General features: G+C 35.4%; 17 protein-coding genes and 1 tRNA gene. 9 read left to right on the top strand and 9 right to left on the bottom strand.

Translation table 11 applies throughout. The annotated features are described in order from the left end of the window. Positions 1–5: 5 nt before the first annotated feature. The 3 genes from EA412_03520 to EA412_03530 are packed head-to-tail and all read right to left on the bottom strand — an operon-like array spanning position 6 to position 2,000. On the bottom strand, positions 6–392 hold the full coding sequence (locus tag EA412_03520) for a hypothetical protein (GenBank protein TVR81193.1): 387 nt from the start codon (positions 390–392) through the stop codon (positions 6–8). Between the two features lie 54 nt (positions 393–446). Beyond that, the gene (locus EA412_03525) at positions 447–974 is read right to left on the bottom strand and encodes an FKBP-type peptidyl-prolyl cis-trans isomerase (protein ID TVR81194.1); all 528 of its coding nucleotides are present in this window, start codon (positions 972–974) and stop codon (positions 447–449) included. 15 nt (positions 975–989) lie between these two features. After that, a complete protein-coding gene (locus EA412_03530) occupies positions 990–2,000 on the bottom strand; it encodes a bifunctional oligoribonuclease/PAP phosphatase NrnA (GenBank protein ID TVR81195.1) in 1,011 nt (336 codons plus the stop codon). 249 nt (positions 2,001–2,249) lie between these two features. Between EA412_03530 and EA412_03535 the strand changes: the two genes are divergently transcribed. Beyond that, positions 2,250–2,666, top strand: coding sequence for a nucleoside-diphosphate kinase (locus tag EA412_03535; GenBank protein TVR81196.1), 417 nt, complete (start codon positions 2,250–2,252; stop codon positions 2,664–2,666). A 99-nt stretch (positions 2,667–2,765) separates the two neighbouring features. Here the strand turns inward: EA412_03535 and EA412_03540 are convergent, their stop codons facing one another. Further along, positions 2,766–4,958, bottom strand: coding sequence for a PAS domain S-box protein (locus EA412_03540; protein ID TVR81197.1), 2,193 nt, complete (start codon positions 4,956–4,958; stop codon positions 2,766–2,768). Positions 4,959–5,267: 309 nt separating this feature from the next. Here EA412_03540 and EA412_03545 point away from each other — a divergent pair, with 309 nt between their 5' ends. The 8 genes from EA412_03545 (at position 5,268) to EA412_03580 (ending at position 15,602) form a co-directional block, all read left to right on the top strand. Continuing rightward, positions 5,268–7,538 (top strand): NADP-dependent malic enzyme, encoded by a 2,271-nt coding sequence (locus tag EA412_03545; protein ID TVR81198.1) that lies wholly within the window; start codon positions 5,268–5,270, stop codon positions 7,536–7,538. Between the two features lie 85 nt (positions 7,539–7,623). After that, entirely contained in the window at positions 7,624–8,007 is a 384-nt protein-coding gene (folB, locus tag EA412_03550; protein TVR81199.1) for a dihydroneopterin aldolase, read from the top strand. Positions 8,008–8,692: 685 nt separating this feature from the next. After that, positions 8,693–10,279: a hypothetical protein gene (locus EA412_03555; protein TVR81200.1), complete on the top strand. Its 1,587-nt coding sequence runs from the start codon at positions 8,693–8,695 to the stop codon at positions 10,277–10,279. A gap of 32 nt (positions 10,280–10,311) precedes the next feature. Then, a complete protein-coding gene (locus EA412_03560) occupies positions 10,312–11,610 on the top strand; it encodes a hypothetical protein (GenBank protein TVR81201.1) in 1,299 nt (432 codons plus the stop codon). A 177-nt stretch (positions 11,611–11,787) separates the two neighbouring features. Then, a tRNA-Cys gene (locus EA412_03565) sits at positions 11,788–11,861 on the top strand. A gap of 120 nt (positions 11,862–11,981) precedes the next feature. Then, positions 11,982–12,512 (top strand): DoxX family protein, encoded by a 531-nt coding sequence (locus EA412_03570; GenBank protein TVR81202.1) that lies wholly within the window; start codon positions 11,982–11,984, stop codon positions 12,510–12,512. Between the two features lie 17 nt (positions 12,513–12,529). Next, complete coding sequence (locus EA412_03575; protein TVR81203.1) at positions 12,530–14,440, top strand: hypothetical protein; 1,911 nt, start codon at positions 12,530–12,532, stop codon at positions 14,438–14,440. Between the two features lie 61 nt (positions 14,441–14,501). Then, positions 14,502–15,602 carry an AI-2E family transporter gene (locus tag EA412_03580; GenBank protein ID TVR81204.1) on the top strand — a complete coding sequence of 367 codons (1,101 nt, stop codon included), beginning with the start codon at positions 14,502–14,504 and terminating at the stop codon, positions 15,600–15,602. Here the strand turns inward: EA412_03580 and EA412_03585 are convergent. From EA412_03585 to EA412_03605, 5 genes are read right to left on the bottom strand one after another with little or no spacing between them, the layout of a single operon-like run. Beyond that, positions 15,597–16,223, bottom strand: coding sequence for an ATP-binding cassette domain-containing protein (locus EA412_03585; GenBank protein ID TVR81205.1), 627 nt, complete (start codon positions 16,221–16,223; stop codon positions 15,597–15,599). The genes EA412_03580 and EA412_03585 overlap by 6 nt on opposite strands. Next, entirely contained in the window at positions 16,213–17,007 is a 795-nt protein-coding gene (locus EA412_03590) for an acyl-ACP--UDP-N-acetylglucosamine O-acyltransferase (protein TVR81206.1), read from the bottom strand. Before EA412_03590 ends, EA412_03585 begins: the two co-directional genes overlap by 11 nt. After that, positions 17,004–18,410 carry a bifunctional UDP-3-O-[3-hydroxymyristoyl] N-acetylglucosamine deacetylase/3-hydroxyacyl-ACP dehydratase gene (locus tag EA412_03595; GenBank protein TVR81207.1) on the bottom strand — a complete coding sequence of 469 codons (1,407 nt, stop codon included), beginning with the start codon at positions 18,408–18,410 and terminating at the stop codon, positions 17,004–17,006. The genes EA412_03590 and EA412_03595 overlap by 4 nt, the downstream gene beginning before the upstream one ends. A gap of 2 nt (positions 18,411–18,412) precedes the next feature. Then, entirely contained in the window at positions 18,413–19,450 is a 1,038-nt protein-coding gene (gene lpxD, locus EA412_03600; protein TVR81208.1) for a UDP-3-O-(3-hydroxymyristoyl)glucosamine N-acyltransferase, read from the bottom strand. 56 nt (positions 19,451–19,506) lie between these two features. Further along, positions 19,507–20,733, bottom strand: a complete 1,227-nt coding sequence (locus EA412_03605) for an HD domain-containing protein (GenBank protein TVR81209.1) — start codon at positions 20,731–20,733, stop codon at positions 19,507–19,509. Between the last annotated feature and the right edge of the window lie 299 nt (positions 20,734–21,032).

Below are 21,032 nucleotides of genomic sequence, written 5' to 3' on the forward strand. Positions count from 1 at the left end.
TTAGTTTAATATAAGAGTTTTTCAAGTTTTTCAATAACGGCTCTTTCCTGTTTGTTTATTCCTCTGTAACTGTCAGCTACCTTTTTGACCAGACTCAAGCTCATGGATTTTCTGGCAGGTGTCATAAATTCAGTATGCTCGTTAACAAAAGTTTCAAACTCCTTATAGGCTGTTTCTTCTTTTATAAAGCTGTCTTCCAGCGTATCAAATTGAAATTGTACATAAAAGCCAATGTCTGTACCAAATTCGTCTGTTCCATCTTCGAAGGGGACAATTTCATTGGTGACCATTTCTTCCAGTGCTTTAATTTCTTTCTTTTCTATCACACCATCTGCCTTGGCAATTGCAAAAGCCAGATTCCCTAATGCCTCATAAAATTTTTGCTTAACCATAATGTTCAAACGCTTTTATATAAAATTAATTTTTAATGAAATGTAAATTAATTGTTAAATTACTTCAACTAATTCGACATCGAATATCAAAACAGTATTCGGAGCGATTAAGTCCCCGGCTCCCTGACTACCGTAAGCAAGAGGTGAAGGAATAAATAAAGTTGCCTTATCTCCTTCTCTCAGTAATGAAATACCTTCATCCCATCCACTGATTACCATTCCCTGGCCAAGGATAAACTCTATGGGCTCATTTCTGCCTTCAGAAGAATCAAAAACGGTTCCATCAAGCAGATAGCCTGTGTAATGAACTCTTACTGTATTGCCCGGTTGAGCCTGAGCGCCTGTACCTTCTTGCGTAATTTTATAATGCAAGCCGGAAGCCTTTCTGTCCCCAATAATATTACGTTCACGCATGTAATCTTGTATAATTTCTACATCTCTGTCAAGTTGCGTTTTGGGCTGCTCCGGAGACTCTTGCATAACGGGTCTTTCCGTAGTTTCTTCACGACTACTTCCATTATCTCCACAGGAAATCATAAAAAATAGTAAACTTACAAGGCTGAAATAAACGGTAATTCTCATAACTTTTTGTTTTTATTATAAAGTGTCTAAAATACGAATAAATTTTTGAACAGTCTTTTCTAAACTTAATTTTGATTGTCCTCCGGCGGCATTTTTATGCCCTCCTCCTAAAAAATGCTTACGGGCAAAATCATTCACATCAAAATCTTCTATGGAACGAAAAGAAAGTTTCACCAAATCTTCTCTTTCAATAATTAGGGTAGAAAACTTTATACCCGTCAGCTTGAGGGGGTAATTCACTAAACCTTCAGTGTCACCTATACCCAGCTCAAACCTATCAATTTCCTCCCGGTTAATAAAAATCATTGCAGCGTTTTTGTCAGGGAAAACTTTCATTTTCTCGGAAATTGAATATCCTAAGAATTTAAGCCGGTTTTCCGAGTAATTATTATAGATATGATTAAATATTTTGTTACCATTAACGCCGGCATCAAAAAGATTTGCAGCTATTTTAAAAGTCTCAGCTCTTGTAGAAGGGTATTGAAACATGCCGGTATCCGTTAAAATGCCCGTATATATTGCTTCAGCTACAGAAGTTTCAAATTGGTAATCACTGTCTATCATTAGAATCAACTCATAAATTAATTCCGCAGTCGAGCCATATTTGTCATTACAGTATTCGAACTTTGCAAAGTTATCGGGTTCGGGATGATGATCTACCATGATTTTTGGTGCTTTTGCTCTTGACAGAATAGTTGCTAATTGATTGAGCCTGGCGATACTATTAAAATCTAGACAAAAAATCAGCTCGGCTTCTTCTATTAATCGAATTGTTTTCTCTCTTTCTGTTTCAAAATTCAGCACATCTTCAACCCCTTTTAAAAAATTAAACTGCTCCGAAAAGGCACTGGGAATAATTACCTGTGGAAAAAATCCCTTTTTCTTGAGAAATAAAGCAAGTGCGAGTGAAGAACCTATAGCATCTCCATCGGGCCTGTGATGAGTTAAAATCACTATGTTTTTAGATGCTTGCAATTGTTCTTTAAACTCAGACAAATGGCTTTTTATATTTTTCATTTTTCGCATTTACTGTTGCTAATCTTGAAAATGTCTTTTTGAATAAAAAGAATTCCAAATATTATTATTTATTGTTGAGAATATTTTTTGCAAAAGTAGTAAATATATGAGTTGTATTTTATGATAGATTTCATAAATATTAATTCTTTTTGCTTTTTTAATTTACCGGTTTAAATCAGATTTAAAAAAAACATTTTAAATTTAGTGTTTTGCATTGTCTATTCTTTTATAAAAAAGTAATTTTGCAAAAAAATACAAATGAGTAATATTACATTGACAATGATTAAACCCGATGCTTTTGGCAAAGGTTTTACAGGAGCTATCCTAGACAAGATTATAAAAGCAGGTTTTAAGGTTAAAGCTATGCGTTTATTACAGCTTACCGAAAAAGAAGCCGGTAAATTTTATGCTGTTCATAAGGAAAGACCATTTTATAATGACCTGGTAGGTTTTATGACTTCCGGACCTATAGTTGCGGCTGTACTTGAAAAAGATAATGCTGTGGATGATTTTAGAAAGCTAATCGGAGCTACGAATCCTGAGCAGGCTGAAGCTGGTACTATTCGTAAAGAGTTTGCTGAAAGTATTGAGAAAAATGCTGTTCACGGTTCTGATTCTAATGAAAATGCGGCTATTGAGGCTTCATTTTTCTTTTCAGAGTTAGACAGAGTATAGGAAAGTTTTAAGAAAATTTGGGAAAAGCCTGTGTCTGAAATTCTGAAGATACAGGCTTTTTCTATATACTTACTAAATGGTTATGTGGATTCGATTTTATTAATACTCCTCGTTATGTTCTTTATTTTGGCTTAGATTCTCTGTATTGCTCCTTAAGGTTCTATTTGTAGCTCCAAATCCCTCTAATCCCGGTAAATAGAAGTAGAATGTAGATCCCACATTTTTCTCACCTTTAGCCCATATTTCACCTTCGTGTTTTGAAATAATTCTGGCAACAGTAGCTAATCCAATACCGGTACCTTTAAAATCTTCCTGGGCGTGTAACCTTTCAAAAGGTTCGAATATACGGTGTGCAAATTCCATATTAAATCCGGCTCCATTATCTTGTACATACAAAGTGGGTTTTCCCTCAATGATTTTTTTACCAAATACAATTCTGGGGTTTTCTTTATTGTAGGAGTATTTAAAGGCATTATTTATTAAATTATCCAAAGCAATCTTTAACAAACGCGCATCTCCTTTAACGATAATATTCTCCTGCATTCTGATAAGATACTTTTTATCAGCATACATGTTTTGATAGAATTTCATAATTTTCCTGACCTCTTCACTAAGGTCTACCTCTTCAACTATAATTTCCTTACGGGTGATTTTAGATAATTCAAGCAAGTCTTTTATCAGGGTAGACATTTTGTCTGTTTCCTTTACGATTTCCGTTAAATATTCTTTAGGTTTATCTTCAAAATCTGCCCCGTATTTTTTTAATAAAAGTTGGGTGAAGCTTCTGATAAGATTTATCGGGTTTCTAAGGTCATGACTTACGGCAGAGGTGAAAGATTCCAATTCAAGATTGGCTTCTTCAAGTTCTTCGGTACGTTGTTTAACTCTTTTTTCAAGTGTAAGATTTAACAATCTCATGGCTTGTTCAACTTCCTTTTGTTCAGTGATATCAAAGCGTATAGCCAAAAATTTATAGGGTTTTTTATTTTCATCCAAAAAAGGAACAATAGTGGTGTCTGCCCAGAAATAATCACCGGATTTGGTTTTGTTTTTCATTACACCTTTCCAGATTTCACCATTTTTAATAGTTGACCACATTTTTTTGAAATATAGTTGATCGTGATAATCAGACTTAATTATGCGGTGCGTATTACCAATAAGTTGATCACTTGTATAGCCCAGGATTTCACAGAACTTATTATTTACATAGGTAATAATACCATTGGGGTCTGTAATGGATACAATAGATGAGTGGTCTAAAGCATATTTTTGCATGGATAATTCCAGTTCTGCTTTTTTTCTCTCAGAAATATCCCTGAGAACGGTGATTATTTCATAACCCGGTATTTCACTGTCTAAAATTTTTCTGGCACTGGCTTCAACCCATACACTTTCCCCATTAGCGGTTAATAATTCTACTTCCAGATATCCCTGAGAATCATTGTTTTTTAAACTATTGAAGTAATCAATAACCTTATCGATGTTTTCTTCTTTAATAAACTGATAGATATTCTTACCTATAAACGCCTCCATTTCAAAGCCGGTTATCTCAATTATAGCCGGAGAAACAAAATTAATAACTGCTTTTTGGTCCATCCGAACGATTGCATCCGTTGAGTTTTCAGCTAATAATCGGTATAGACTTTCACTTTTTCTCAATTTTTCATTGGAGATTGTCTGCTCGGTAATGTCAGAGACACTTAAACAGACACTGATAACTTCTCTTTTTTCATCAATTACAGGTTGATAAATGATTTCATAATAAATCCATTTATCATTTTTATCTTTAAAACGTTTAACTATTTTTAATACTTTCCCGTTAACAGCTCTATTGAAATTTTCCAGAAAAGAATCTTTAAGTTGATCCGGTAGAAAAGCTAATAAAAGTTCTCCCTTTTTTAATCGGGTGTCCAGCTTTTCCAACCAATACTCGTTTACCAGTTTATTGAAATCCAATATTTTAGCATCAGGTAAATCCAGCAAGATATACCCCTGAATAGCACTGTCCAGAATAGCTTTTAGATTACTTCTTGAGACTTTAACATAATGCTCTCTTTTTTGAAGCTCAATCATGCTTAGTCTAATAAAAAAGTATAGAAACAGACTGGTAACTATTACAATCACAATGCCGCCAAAAATAGAAAACTGAGTTCTCAGAGATGGGTCACTGATTAGATATGCCAGAATTAACTCTGAGTATATAATCCACAAAATCCCAAATAGTACATAAGCAATGCTTATATAATATGCTGGTCTTCTAAGTAAGAAAATTGAAAGTGCTTTGTTTAACACAAGCAAAAAAAGTTTTTTAAATTATCCGATTCCTGTTAATACATCACAAATATAATAAAAGTCTTATAATTTTTATTCTTTGTTATCTATACTGCGAAAAAATAAAGTGCAATTATTACATAGAAAACACTATGTTTTTGTTAAAAATAAAACATTCAATACGTATTTTTTTGTAAAATGTTTATGAATAGAAAAGGGAAGAAAACAATTCATTTATTCTTTAGTTTACTTATCAACTTCTGATGGAAGTTGTTAGGAATTACTTTTATTAGTGTTTAAATTTTAAATTTGACTTCTTAAAATAAAATTATGACAAAAATTAGCAGACAGGATGCCTTGGATTATCATTCCTCGGGTAGGGCAGGTAAGATTGAAGTTATACCCTCAAAATCATATAGTTCTCAACGGGATTTATCATTAGCTTATAGTCCGGGAGTAGCAGAGCCCTGCAAGGACATAAGTGAAAATCCGGAAGATGTTTATAAGTATACTGCCAAAGGAAATTTGGTTGCAGTGATTTCAAACGGAACGGCTGTATTAGGTTTGGGCGATATAGGGCCGGAAGCTTCGAAGCCGGTAATGGAAGGAAAAGGATTACTCTTCAAAATTTATGCAGATATTGACGTATTTGATATAGAACTAAATGCTTCGGAGGTTGACAGTTTTGTTCATATAGTAAAAGCCATGGAGCCTACTTTTGGAGGTATTAATCTGGAGGATATTAAGGCTCCCGAATGTTTTGAAATCGAAGAGAGGCTTAAGAAGGAAATGAATATCCCGGTTATGCATGATGACCAGCATGGAACAGCTATTATTTCCGGTGCAGCTTTGTTGAATGCTCTTGAAATAGCCGGTAAAAAGATTGAGGAAGTTAAAGTAGTAATTAATGGAGCAGGGGCTTCTGCAATTTCATGTGCTAAGATTTATCTTTCTTTAGGAGCCCGAAAGGAAAACATTATTATGTTGGACAGTAAAGGTGTTTTGTATGAAAACAGAGATAAAATGGATCGCTTTAAACAGCTTTTTGCGACAAAACGCCCTGAAAGAACTTTAGAAGAAGCCATGAAAGATGCAGATGTTTTTCTTGGTTTGTCAAAAGGGAATATAGTTACTCAGGATATGTTAAAATCCATGGCAGACAGACCAATTGTCTTTGCTTTGGCTAACCCTGATCCGGAAATTACTTATGAGCTTGCATTGGAAGCCCGGGAAGATGTTATTATGGCTACCGGTAGGTCTGATAATCCGAATCAGGTGAATAATGTATTGGGATTTCCCTACATTTTCAGGGGAGCTTTAGATGTGCGGGCAAATGTTATTAATGAGGAAATGAAAATAGCAGCTGTTTATGCAATTGCTGAGTTGGCTAAAAAAAGTGTGCCGGAAAGTGTTTTACTGGCCTATAATAAAAGAGATTTACATTTTGGCAAGGAGTATATTATCCCTAAGCCCTCAGACCCGCGTTTAATTACTCAGGTAGCGCCTGCTGTTGCTAAGGCAGCTATTTCTTCCGGTGTGGCAGCTTCCCCGATTACAGATTGGGAAAAGTATAAGGAGGAGCTTATTAAGCGTCTGGGGTTAGATAATAAACTTATTAAAAACATCACCACAAAAGCTAAACAAAAACCCAAGAAAGTGGTCTTTGCAGAGGCAGATAATTTTAAAATCCTGAAAGCTGCTCAAATCGTATTAGACGAAGGGATTGCAGAGCCTATTTTATTGGGAGACAGGGATTCGATAAATAAAATTTGTGCAGACCATAAGTTGGAACTGCCGAATGTGCAATTGATAGACCCCAGAGAAAAATCAAATCAGGAGTTTAGGAAAGAGTTTGGATACGAATTCTTTCAAAAGCGAAAGCGAAAAGGATTAACCTTATTTGAAGCTGAAAAATTGATGCGTGATAGAAATCATTTTGGTGCGATGATGGTTAAAAATGGAAGTGCAGATGCTTTAATTTCCGGTCTAACCAGAAATTATGCAAATACTATTCGTCCCGCACTTCAAATAATCGGTAAGCAAAAAAATATTAATAAAGTCGCCGGCATGTATATAATGATGGCAAAAAACGGACCCTTATTTTTTGCAGATGCTACGGTTAATATAACTCCAACAGCTGAAGATTTGCGTGATATTGTAAAACTGACTGTTCAGGCGGTAAAGCAGTTTAATATTACACCCCGAATAGCCCTGCTTTCCTACTCAAACTTTGGTTCTTCTGCAAAAGATGAAGAAAGTTTACGCATCCGGAGAGCTCTTGACTTAATTGAAAAAGATAACCCGGACCTTGTGGTGGATGGTGAAATGCAGGCCAATATTGCCCTTAATACCAAATTGAGAGATGAAATTTTTTCATTTAATAAATTGAAAGGTAAAAGGGCGAATACTTTTATTTTTCCAAACTTGTCTGCGGGAAATATCGCCTACAAATTATTACAGGAACTGGAAGCAGCAGAAGCTATAGGACCCATTTTGCTGGGCATGGATAAACCGGTGCATATTTTACAGATGGGGAGTTCGGTTCGCGAAATCGTAAATATGGTAACTATAGCTGTAGTAGATGCTCAGGCAAGGGAGTAAATTTTTGATACATAAGTTAACATTAAAAATTTAATCTTGTAAAAGTTGATTTATCTTTATTTTCAGACCTCTAATTTTAAAAAAAATGAAGAATATTTATCCAAAAGAAGGTTTGATAGGGATTACAGGTATGAGGTTCTTTGCCTACCACGGAGTACATCCGATTGAACGCACAAATGGAAATAACTTTATAGTGGATGTGTACATTAAAACTGAAATGAGGGTTGCTGTAGAAGAGGATGATCTGGATGGTACCGTAGATTACTCACTGGTATATAAAATCGTCAAGTCTCAAATGCTTTTTAAATGCAGCTTACTGGAACATTTAGCCGGAAAAATCATAAGCAATATTGTAGAAGAGTTCCCTTATATCTCTCATATTCAGGTTAAAGTAACCAAGGAAAACCCACCAATGGAAGGAAATGTTGCTGCAACTTTTGTGGAATTAGAGAAAAAAATTAAAAAGTAAAGAATATTTTAAAAATCAACTTAACTATATTATAGGATAAACTTTTCCAAATATTTATTGTAGCTGAGAGTATTGTAAATATATCATTGAAAAATGACTTGTTTATCCATCTCTCTTCTAAAATACTTACTGTTTATTTTTACTCAACTTTTGTTTTTTACAGATTTTCAAGTAATTTATTCCTGTAAATCAGACAAATATATTTTCTTCTATTCTATATAACGATACATGCTTTTTTGTGTTTATGTTTATCAAAAAGTATAAATCCATATTTAGAAATAGTAAAAAAACAATATTTAAATCCAAATTAATCGATCTTAAAATCAAACTAATCTTTAAATTAAAATTAATATTTTAAACACTTGATTATTAATTGTTTATACTGTTTTGAATAAAAATTCAGCCCGCTGTAATGTAGGTAAGAAAATGGCATTAATATTTAAGATTAAATAATGTTTATGTTTTTATTTTGCTGTCTAAAGGATTTTAAAAGCATTTTTTACTGAAAAAAAATTAGGAATCAAATAAATTAACAAACTAAAGATCTTTTTAAAACCGGATTTTGAAACAGATGATATTTGGGAGATTCAGAAACTATGACTTTTAAACTCTTAAACTTTCAATAAATCTAAAATAATAACAATTAACCAAATTATATTTTCACCATTTTTTTAAACTTTTAATTATGAAAAAAGTATTTACAACTGTAATTGACTTCAATTTAAAGAAGACGCTTTTTCTTCTTTCGCTTTTTATTTTTTCCGGGATGCTCTATGCAAACAATGTAGAGATAACGGGTATGAGTTATTCCAATACTGATGAAGTTAGTTTTGATGTCAGCTGGGACAACAGCTGGCGTAATACAGGAACTCCGGGTAGTACTGAAAACTATGATGGGGTTTGGATTTTTGTCAAATTCAGGGATGCATGTGCAAAAGACTCTCTTGAGCCATCTACATATTCTCATATGTGGCTGGATACTGACGTGAATGCACATACAGTTCCATCAAATGCAGCAATTGAAATAGGTACAACCAATATAGGCGGTACAGATAGGGGTATGGGTGTCTTTATTTACAGAGATACGGATGGTTTTGGTACTTTTTCTGTTAGTAATATTACCTTGAAATGGGATCAGCTTGCGCAGGGAGTAAGTGGCACAGACTGGGATATCAAAGTTTTTGCTTTTGAAATGGTATATATACCGGAGGGATCTTTTTATGTAGGGGATGCTTCTTCTTCAAATTACTTAAAAGATGGGTCTACAACCAGTCCTTTTCTGATTGATTCAGAGAATGCAATAACAATGGGTACTGCTGCCGGTAGTTTAAATCAGGTAGGTACCAACTTATCCGGTACTTTACCGGCAAATTTTCCTAAGGGATTTGATGCTTTTTGGGTAATGAAATACGAAATAACACAACAGCAATATGTAGAGTATCTGAATACTCTAAGCCGAACAGATCAGAATAGTGCAGTGGCTACTCCTGTTCCTCCCGGAATTATTTCTATTGCATCTTCTGACAGATATGTAATGAGTAGAACTATTTCTCCAAGTTTTAGAAATGGTATTAGAATGCCGGAAACTTTTCACCCTACGCAACCAATTGAATTCTTTAATGACCTTAATTATAATGGTATAGAAAATGAAATAAATGACGGGCAAACAATAGCATGTAACTTTATCACAAATGCTCAAATGAGGAGATTTTTAATTTGGTCAGCCTTAAGACCAATGAGTGAGCTTGAATTTGAGAAAATTTGCAGAGGCCCGGAATCGGTTTACGGGGGGGTAATTACAAATGAATTGGCCTGGTCTTTAGCCGGCAACATGCCGGGAACCTTTACTTCTGTAGCCGGAGTTGTTAATTCGGGAGCTCCGGATGAATTGCCTAATAATACGGGAATAGGATTAGTGCACAATTCATCAAATCCTAACGGTCCTATTAGAGTTGGAGCTACATATACATCGGCAACAGACAGACTTGAAGCAGGTTCTTCTTACTATGGAGTTGCTGACATGAGTGGAAATGTTTACGAATTTGTAATACGTGTAACAAGTAATAATTCTTTTTCCGGTGCTGTTTATGGAAATGGGGGAATTTCATGGAACAATCCTGCCGGTTGGACTATACATGGCTATAGAGGTGGAGCATTTGGATTTGGTAGTTCTACTGCACACCTTCCAACCTCAAGCCGAGTTTATTCATCAGGTTCTTCAATTCCAACAACATCAGCTGGCCGAAATACCGGTGGCAGAGGGGCCAGATAATTGTACCTAAGTTTTATTGAAATAAAAGTATGATGACAAGAGCTATTTTATTATTGTTGCTAACGGGTTTTACTGCCTTTCAGGGTTTTGCCCAATATACAGGCGGAGATGCTTCGGTATTATCTTCAAAGGCATTGATAGTAACATCTTCTTGTGTAACATTTGCTTCATCCGATATTTATTCCGGAGGAACGGAAGGTGGTTTTACATCAGCTTCCGTAATTTCAACACCCGTTTGTCAAAATTTTAATTTTACATCTGATATATACAAAGGGGGAACTGGGCAGGGTTTAGCTGTATCCGGTTATTCCCCAGTAGTTAATTGTTCTTCATTCAATTTGATGTCTGATATATACAAAGGAGGAGCGGGTCAAGGATTAGCTATTTCAGGCTTTTATCCAACTGTGAATTGCGCAACATTCAACTTAGCCTCTGATATTTACAAAGGAGGAGTTGAAGATGGAGCTGCTGTAAGTGAAATAATCAAAAATATAAATTGTGGTGCCGTAGTTGCAGGTTCTCCTTATAATGGGGGAGATGGTCAGGGATTTGCCTCTTCAGCTTTTTTTGCTCCGGTAAGCTGTAACAGCTGGGATGTTGTTTCAACTATTTATAAGGGAGGTATTGAAGATGGTTTTTCTTCTGCTTCTTTAATCTCTTATCCTGCTTGTCCTTCATTTATTGTTTTATCAGACATTTATAAAGGTGGAGTGCAGGATGGAGTTTCGGCCTCAACTGTGATTTCTACCTCGCTATGTCCATTATTCAATATTGTGTCCGATATTTATAAAGGGGGAGAAGGGCACGGATCTTATGCGGCTTCACTTCCTATGCATTTAGTCCCGGGGGTTACTATAGATGCCTCTACCTTGTCTATTTGTGCAGGAGAAACGATTATTTTCACAGCTTTCCCTGTGGCAGGGGGTCTGTTACCGGAATTTGAATGGTTTGTAAATGGGGTTAGTATAGGTGTAAGCCCGGGAGATTCAATTCAATTAAACAATTTAGTGGATGGAGATGAGATTAATGTTGAATTGACTTCATCTTTAGCTTGTGCCTCACCAACAGTTGCAATGTCTTCTGCGCTTACAGTCAGTGTAATTACCGTCGCCATTAAAATCTGGAATGGTAGCGTAAGTGATGACTGGCATAACCCCTTGAATTGGAATTGTGGAATACCAACTACTTCAGATATTGTTTTTATTCCGGCCTCTCCATCGAATCAACCGATGATTTTTGGGGGTAATACAGGCTATTGTCAAAACATTGAATTAGAGGGAGGGGCATCATTGACTATTCAGTCTTCAGGAGTTCTAAATGTAAATCAGTAAATTTCTGCGCTTGAAATTCATTTAATTTTACACTTTCTGTAAAAAACTATTGAATTAAGTACCCGGTTTAGATTTGAGATAAAGCTCCAAAGTCATTTATTAGAAATAAATTAGGATTTTTAAAGAGATAATTTTTATCCTTTGATAATAAATACTTATTTTTGTGCCACTTTAAAAGGTCGAGTGGCCGAGTGGCTAGGCAGAGCTCTGCAAAAGCTCGTACAGCGGTTCGAATCCGCTCTCGACCTCAAACACTAAGCACTGAGTCTTTTTAACAAAAGATTTGGTGCTTTTTTGGTTTTATACTTTCTGTAAAAACTATATTTTTATTAATTCAGAATAATAAATTTTGTAAATTTCAAGCGAAGTAAATGCACATTATGTTAGGTGAATTCTATGAACTAGATAAAAAGATTATAAAACTAATGGCAACCTATGGTTTGCCCGCACTGAGGATTAGTATGGGTGTAGTCTTTTTATGGTTTGGGTTTTTGAAGTTTTTTCCGGGAGTAAGTCCCGCTGAGGAATTAGCTATACATACCACCGAAATTTTAAGTTTTGGTTTGCTTGATGACCGTACAGCTGTTTTCGTAATTGCGCTTTGGGAGTCAATTATAGGTATAGGACTGATTTTTAGATTATTCATGCGTTTCACCATATTACTTTTATTTTTACAAATGATAGGAGCCTGTGCGCCTTTAGTGATTTTCCCGGATCAGGTTTTTACTCAGTTTCCTTATGCTCCTACTCTGGAAGGACAATATATTATTAAGAATATCGTGATAATATGTGCTGCTTTGGTGTTGGGAGCCTCTGTCAGAGGTGGTAGTGTTTTTCCGGGTTTTGTTCAGAAAAAACTACTTAAAAAAGCAGACGAGAAATCTCAGGATGGTAATTCGTAACAATCTAATTTAGTTAAATGACTTTTAAGCCCGTTTCCTTGTTGATTCTTTTACTTTTTTGTGTTTCTGAAATATTTGCACAAAGAATAACTACTGAAAATGTTCCAAACAGAGCAAAACGTTTTTACAATGAAAGTACAGAACATTTAAACTGGGACCGTTATAAAGAAGCTGCGGAAAATCTTGAGAGAGCAGTGAATATATTTTATGAGTTTCCGGAAGCACATTTTCGTTTGGGGTTCACTTATTTGGAGCTGCATGAATATGAAAAAGCAGCTAAATCATTTGATTATCTGGCAGAAAATTTTCCGGATGTTCATCCGGGTATGTTTTTTGGTTTGGGGGAAGCTCGTTTTCATTTAAATAAGTTTGATGAAGCAGAAGAAGCCTTTAATCTTTTTTTAGAAAAAGGCCGTCACCGGGGTCAATTGGAAGAAGCCAAAAAAAGAATTAATAATATAACTTTTGCCAGAGAGGCCATTAAAAATCCGGTTCCTTTTAATCCAATACAGTTAGATGAGCCGGTAAATACCGAACTGTCAGAATACTTTCCGGCTTTAACGGTTGACAGTCGTTTTTTGATTTTTACCCGTATGGATATGGAGGGAAATTTTCCTGTTGAAAACCTTTATATAGCGGAAAGAGTTGATAATAAATGGGGGAAGGTATATCCTGTCGGACCACCGGTAAACACCTATGAAAATGAAGGCGCACATTGTATATCACCGGATGGAAGATTTATTTTTTTTACAGCCTGTAACAGACCCGGGAATTTAGGGAATTGCGATATTTATGTAGCAGAAAGAAGGGGTGAACGTTGGTCGAGACCTCAAAATTTAGGACCTGTTGTTAATTCTACTTCCTGGGACGGACACCCTTCCATAAGTCCCGACGGAAGAAAACTATTTTTTAGCAGTACCAGAAGTGGAGGCTTTGGAGGTCAGGATATTTGGGTAAGCACCCTAAGCGAAAAAGGAGAGTGGCAAAAACCTGAAAATTTAGGTCCTGAAATTAATACATCAGGTGATGAGCGTACACCTTTTATTCACTTCGACAATCAAACACTTTATTTTGCATCTGACGGTTTACCCGGCATGGGTGGTTTTGATGTTTTTAAAACTCAATACGTAGATGGTAAGTGGGCAGTGCCGGTAAACTTAGGCTATCCAATAAATTCTGCCGGTAATGATATGGGTTTGTTTGTAAGTGCAACTGCAGATACTGCTTATATTGCTTCAGATCGTTTTGGCAAACCGGATTTGCTTGATATTTTTTATTTTGAACTTTATGAGGAAATGAGACCTAATCCAAGTAGCTGGATTAGCGGCAGGGTTTTGGATAAAGTTACGAGAAAACCGGTTCAGGCAAGTGTTGAAATAAGAAATATAGAAAATGCACAAATGGTTGCAGCAGTTACTTCCGACCCCGCAGACGGAAGCTTTTTAATAAGTCTGCCATTAGGTGGCAGGTACGCTTATCATGCAAAAGCCGAGAATTACCTTTTTTATTCCGAAAGCTTTGATGTAACTGACAGTGATAAAAAAAGTTTTGACTTAGAAATTTTGCTCCCTCCTTTGGATAAGGGAGCTGAAATCGTTTTACGGAATATCTTTTTTGACCATGATAAATATGATTTAACAGAACAGTCAACCCTTGAATTGGAATTGTTAGCTGACTTGATGAAGGTTAATCCTGAATTGCATATTGAAATACAGGGACACACAGATAATACAGGTAATGCAGCTTACAATAAAACACTTTCCGAGAAAAGAGCTGAATCAGTCAGGAATTATTTGTTGAAGACCGGAGATATTTCTTCTGAGAGATTAACTTATAAAGGCTTTGGGCAGGAAAACCCCATAGCGGATAATTCGACAGAAGAGGGTCGAGCTCAAAACAGACGCACATCTATCAAAATATTAGAATAGATACTCACTAATTAATTATTTTTGGTAAAATATTTAGACTTTTTGAAAAGTAATAGAGATTATGAATAAAATACCTAAACAGCTATTATTTCTGTTTTCATTTATCCTTTTTGCTGTTTTTGTATGGTATTTTAATAGTATTTTAATTTATTTAGTAATTGCCTGGATTTTATCATTGATCGGAGAGCCGGTAATGAATTTCTTTGAAAAACTCAGGTATAAAAAGTTTTATGTACCCCGATTTCTCTCTGCAGCACTTACTATCATCAGCTTCTATCTTGTTTTAATCTTTTTCCTGATGATATTTGTCCCATTGGTAGTGAAAGAGGCCCGCTTCTTTACCAATTATAATATAGAAGATATTACATATTTCATTGAAGGTCCGTTGGAAAATTTAGATGATTTTTTGAAAACCAATAAGATAAAAGAGGAAGGCTCTCCGACGTCTATTGAATTTTTAGAAAGTGAAATAAGAGGGTTTTTAAACTTTCAAAATGTCAACAAAGTACTCACGCAGTTGATAGACATTATTGGGGGGTTCTTTGTTGCTCTCTTTTCCGTCACTTTCATTCTCTTCTTTTTTCTGAAAGACCGGGATTTTTTCTTTAATATGATATTGATGTTTACCCCTTCCGAATATGAAGGGAGGGTAGCGAATATTTTGAAAAAAGTAAAACTGCTTCTGGTTCGCTATTTTGTGGGTATTATTATTCAAATTAGTATGATTACAATGCTAATTTCCGGTGGTTTGTATTTTGTAGGAGTTGAAAATCCTTTATTCATAGGTTTGCTGGCCGGAATCTGGAATATAGTGCCTTATCTGGGGCCATTGATAGGAGCTACTATAGGAGTTATATTGGGATTAAGTGGTTTTGTGGAAAAAGGGGCCATAGAAATAAATTATTATATATTAATATTTCAGCTTTTGAGTGTATTTGCTATTGTGCAAATACTGGATAATATCTTGTTTCAGCCTGTAATTTTTTCTAATAGCGTAAAGGCCCACCCGATGGAAATATTTTTAGTATTGTTAATTGCAGCTACTTTAGCCGGTATAGTGGGAATGATTTTAGCAATTCCTACTTATACAATCTTACGGGTTATTTCTAAGGAGTTTTTTAGTGAGTTTAAAGTAATTAAAAAAATTACCCGGCATTTATGATTTATACTTGAGCAGATTCAGTTCATCTGTGCAAAAAGTATATTCTCTTTTTTGATTAGAGGCTACAATAACTATTTTCTCTTTGCTAAAATCATTGATTAATTGATGGTACCAGTTTAGGCCGCTTTCGTCAAGGTTGGTTGCCGGTTCATCTAAGAGTAAGATACTTTTTTCGGCCAGCACAGATAAAATTAGTTTCACCCTTTGAAGCATACCGGAAGAAAAATACCGAAGTTGCTTATTTTGATGTTTTTCAAATTTCAAAATATCTGAAATTATCTGTTTGCTGTTTAAATTCTGTTGGTAGGGGATTATTTTTTCCTGAAATTCCAGCATTTCAAGTAGAGTAAATTCAGAAATCAAGGCCATGTAAGGCGCACAAAAAGCAATTTCTTTATAGATTTCCTTATCAGGAATTGACGGTTTGTTACTTGAAGAGTAAAAAACCTTACCTGAAGATGGCGTTACTGCTGATGAAATAATTTTCATCAAGGTGCTTTTTCCGGAGCCGTTTGGGCCGGTAATGGCATATGAATTATTAATATGAAAGTCAAAGGAGATATCTTTAAATATCCATTCTTTTTTAAATTTCTTAGCTATATTTTCTAATTCAATTTTCATTTTTGGTAGAGCTGTAGCCTTTCATAATGCCTCTTACGGAATTTCTTATAAAATGCACGATTTCATCTCTTTCTTCAGTTGCTTCCATCTGGGTTTCTACATAGTTCAGAGCTTTGGAAATTGAATAGCCTTTTACAAAAATGGTGCGGTAAATTTCGAGTATTTGATTGATTTTATCAGAGTGAAACCCTCTTCTTCTCAAACCAACAGAATTGACCCCCACGTATGAAAGGGGTTCTCTGGCAGCTTTAACAAATGGAGGAACATCTTTTCTGATGAGACTTCCACCGGATATAAAGGCATGTTTCCCGATTTTCACAAATTGATGCACAGCAGTCAGGCCTCCTAAGATTGCGTATTCATCAATGGTTATATGTCCTGCAAGATTTACATTGTTGGCAAGTATGCAGTGATCTCCAATAAAGCAGTCATGAGCAATATGGACATAAGCCATTAAAAGACAATTGTTGCCGACCACTGTTTTGTGGCTGTGTGTCGTACCGCGGTTGACGGTTACACATTCCCGGATGGTTACATTGTCACCAATTTCTACAGTAGTTTCTTCTCCGGAAAATTTGAGATCCTGAGGTATAGCAGAAATAACAGCTCCCGGAAAAATTTTACAGTTTTTCCCAATTTTGGCGCCGGGCATAATAGTTACATTCGGACCTATCCAGCTGCCTTCTCCAATTTCTACATTTTTATAAATCGTTACAAAGGGCTCAATTACGACGTTGTCAGCAATTTTAGCCTGTGGATGTACGTAAGATAGTGGTTGATTCATAGTTTTTCTTTTCTTACAATTTGGGCAACTAAGTTTGCTTCTGAAGCAATTTTATTTCCAACAAATGCGGTTCCTTTCATTTCACATATTCCTCTTCGTATAGGACTCAGTAATTCTAGTTTTAGAATGAGGGTATCGCCCGGGACTACTTTTGTTTTAAATTTTGCTTTATCTATCATTAAAAAATAAGTATCATAATCCTGTGGATTTTCTACGGTATTCAATACCAGTATGCCACCTGTTTGAGCCAAAGCTTCTAATTGCAAAACGCCCGGCATAACCGGATTGTTGGGAAAATGACCTTGAAAAAACTCTTCATTAAAAGTCACATTTTTTATACCTACAACATGTTTTTCTGAAATATCAATTATTTTATCCACTAAGAGAAAAGGGTATTTATGGGGCAAGCTTTTTTCAATATAGCTTATATCATAAATAGGTTTTTTATTCGGATCGTATTTAGGGATGGTTACCTTTTTGTTTTTAAGCTTTTCTTTTATGTGATTTTTAATTTTTTTGGCAAAATCAATATTTGCCTTATGGCCCGGTTTTGAAGCTATGATTTCTGCTTTAAAGTTGTATCCAACCAATGATAAATCACCTACAACGTCCAGCAGTTTATGTCTGGCAGGTTCATTGGGGTGAATTAAATCAACATTACTGAGGATTCCTTCTTCTTTAATTTCTATTTTTTTCTGGTTGAAAAGCCCGGAAATACGGTCTAACTCTTCCTCAGAAACTTTTTTATCGACAATAACAATGGCATTATCCAGACTGCCACCTCTGATGAGGTTATTTTTGAATAGAGCTTCAATCTCATGCAAAAAACAAAATGTCCGGGATGAGGCAAATTCTTCTTGAAAATGCTCTATGTTATTTAAGTGTGCATATTGATTTCCCAAAGTATTTGATTGATAGTCAATCATTACGGTTAATTTATAGCGATCGGAAGGCAATGCTATTAAACGGGCATCTTTTTCCGGGTCATAAAACTCTATAGGGCTATCAATTTCAATAATCAGCTTTTCTTTTTCCTGGGACTTTAAACCTACGGAAATAAGTGTTTCAGAAAATATTTTAGAGCTGCCGTCGAGGATAGGGATTTCCGGACCATTTACTTCTACCTTTAGATTATCTATACCGGCACCGGTAATCGCTGCCATTAAATGTTCTATAGTGCTTATAGTAGTTCCGTTTTTTCCGATAGTGGTTCCCCGGCTTACATCCACAACATTGTCTACATCAGCTTCAATTACAGGAGAATTTTCAACATCTGTGCGGCTGAATTTTACGCCAAAGTCAACAGGTGCCGGAAGAAAGGTAATTTTAACGGTTTTGCCGGTATGCAATCCAATCCCCTCGAGGCTGATTTCATGTTTAATAGTTAATTGATTTGTTGGCATATTTAGGTCTTTTCGCGAGAATCAGATAATTTTTCTAATTCAGATACTCTTTTTTCTAATTCGGGTAATTTCTTAAAAATTGCTTGTGCTCTTAAGTTTTCAATATAATCAAAGGCCGGACTTCCGGTTAAGGCTTTTCCTTCTTTTTTCACTGTTTTAGATACACCACTTTGTGCATTGATTTTTGTAAAAGGGGCAATTGTAATATGTCCGACGAATCCGGCCTGCCCGCCAATCATACAATTTTTACCAATTTTTGTACTGCCACTCACTCCCGCCTGGGCAGCAATAACAGTGTTTTCACCAATTTCCACATTATGGGCTATCTGTATTAAGTTGTCTAATTTACTACCTTTTTTTATAATAGTAGCCCCCAAAGTTCCTTTATCTAAAACGGTATTTGCTCCAACCTCTACATTATCTTCTATAATTACATTTCCAACCTGTGGGATTTTGTGAAAACTTCCGTTTGCAAGTGGTGCAAATCCAAATCCATCACTTCCGATTACAGCATTTGCATGTATTATGCAATCAGCCCCAATAATCGTATTGTCATATATTTTTACACCCGGGTAAATAATGGTATTGGGTCCGATTTTTACATTTTCACCAATAAATACCTGTGGGAAAATTTTTACATTTTCACTAATAGTGGCCGTATTTGAAATGTAGGTAAAGTCTCCAATATAACAGTCTTTAGGAAGCTCAACCTTATTTATTTGCGCATTAGCCGAGATCCCTTTCTTTTGCTTAATGACTGATTTTGAAAAATGTTCCAGAATCTTACCAAAAGAAAGGTACGGATTGGAACATCTGATGATTACGGCAGGTATATTTTCTTTTAAAGAGTAATTATCCGCTATTATAACTATGCCTGCCTTCGTTTTATAGAGCAGGTGTTCGTATTTCAGATTTGCCAGAAAACTTAAATCAGAATCTGTGGCATTTTCTAATGAAGCAGCGTTTTTTACTACTTTAGTTTTGTCTCCTTCGACTTTGCCTTCTATAAGTGCTGCTATTTCAGATGCTTCTAATTGCATGTTCAAAACTAAGAATTATTTTATTATCTCTTTATTCTAAGTGAATAATTTACTCTTTAAGTCAATATAAATTTCGGATAGCAAAGGTAATGTTTAGTAACCGTTGCAGACAAGGTATGGATGTTTAAATGATCACTTGCTTCTGCTATATCTATTAACTGCCCGTTTTTATAAAGAATTTCGATTTTCCCGCCACTTGGGTTATAAGCATTATTAGTTGTTTTGTCTTTAAAAACAAAGTACTCTGTATCTTCCATAGATATCTTTAGTTTTTCTGCAGTTTTCTTTTTATAATTCTCAATAATCTCCGGTTCTATCTTTACAATATCCATTTCAATGTGTAATAAATTTCTGTTTAAAATGCTTTTGCATAACTCAGACAGTACAATGTCCTTTTCTGTTGTCCATGCTTTAATGTGAGCTTGTATATCAGCATCATCCAATTGGGCAAACTGATTGGCAAATTCCGCATTGTTCAAATCAAATTCATTAGTCCGGGGTTGTAAAAAATACTGAAATGCTCCGAAAGTAAACAGTTTTTCACCGGCGGAGATTAATTCTTTAGCTCTTTTGAATATCCGGATTAACATTTGTTCGGCACAAATTACTGTTTTGTGCAAGTAAACCTGCCAGTACATTAACCTTCTTGCTATCAAAAATTTTTCTATGGAATAGATTCCTTTATGCTCCACAACCAATTTATCATCAACAACATGCAGCATTTTAATTATACGGTCATATCCTATCACACCTTCATGCACTCCGGTAAAGAAACTGTCTCTGTTTAAATAGTCCATGCGATCCATGTCTAGCTGACCGGAAACTAAATTATGAAAAAACTTTCTGTGATAAGTACCTGTAAAAATTTCTATGGCAAGCTCAAGACGGTTTTGAAAATATTTATTCAAAATTTGCATAAAAAACAAAGAAAGCTTTTCATGGGAAGTGTTTGGGATAATGCAGGATTCTAAGGAATGTGAAAAGGGCCCATGTCCTATATCATGAAGCAATACGGCTATTTTTAAGCCCAGGCTTTCTTCCTCAGAAATATCAACCCCTTTCCATCGGAGCACGTTGATGGCTTGCTCTGAAAGGTGCATAGCTCCCAGTGCATGGTGGAAGCGGGTATGTAAGGCACCCGGATAAACCAAATCTGTCATTCCCAATTGCCTTATTCTCCTTAATCTTTGAAAAAAAGGATGTTCGATAATGTCAAAAATTAACTCGTCCGGTATTTTTATAAAACCATATACGGGGTCATTTATAATTTTTCTTTTATTCAAGGAGTGTTTTTTTGCAAATTTATAAAAAAGCAGTCAATGCTTTGGGAAAGCATTCAGCATATTCATGTAGTTTTTTTTAAAGTTTGGGACTTTGACTTCGCGCGTCCTGAATAAAGGCCGCATTCCTTCTGCGAAATGGCTTCTTTAAGGTCTTTAAGCTTGAAGTTTATCCAAAATATAAATAAAAAAGCCTTCCGTGCTGTTAATCGGGCCTTGAGGGGTTGTCCAATAAAACAAGAAAACCGGAACGCTTAGAATTTGAGAAGAAAATGGACAGAGAACAGCCTCAAACCCCACCG

This window comes from Chitinophagaceae bacterium, from assembly GCA_007695095.1.
In the GTDB taxonomy this organism is placed as follows: Bacteria; Bacteroidota; Bacteroidia; order Chitinophagales; family REEL01; genus REEL01.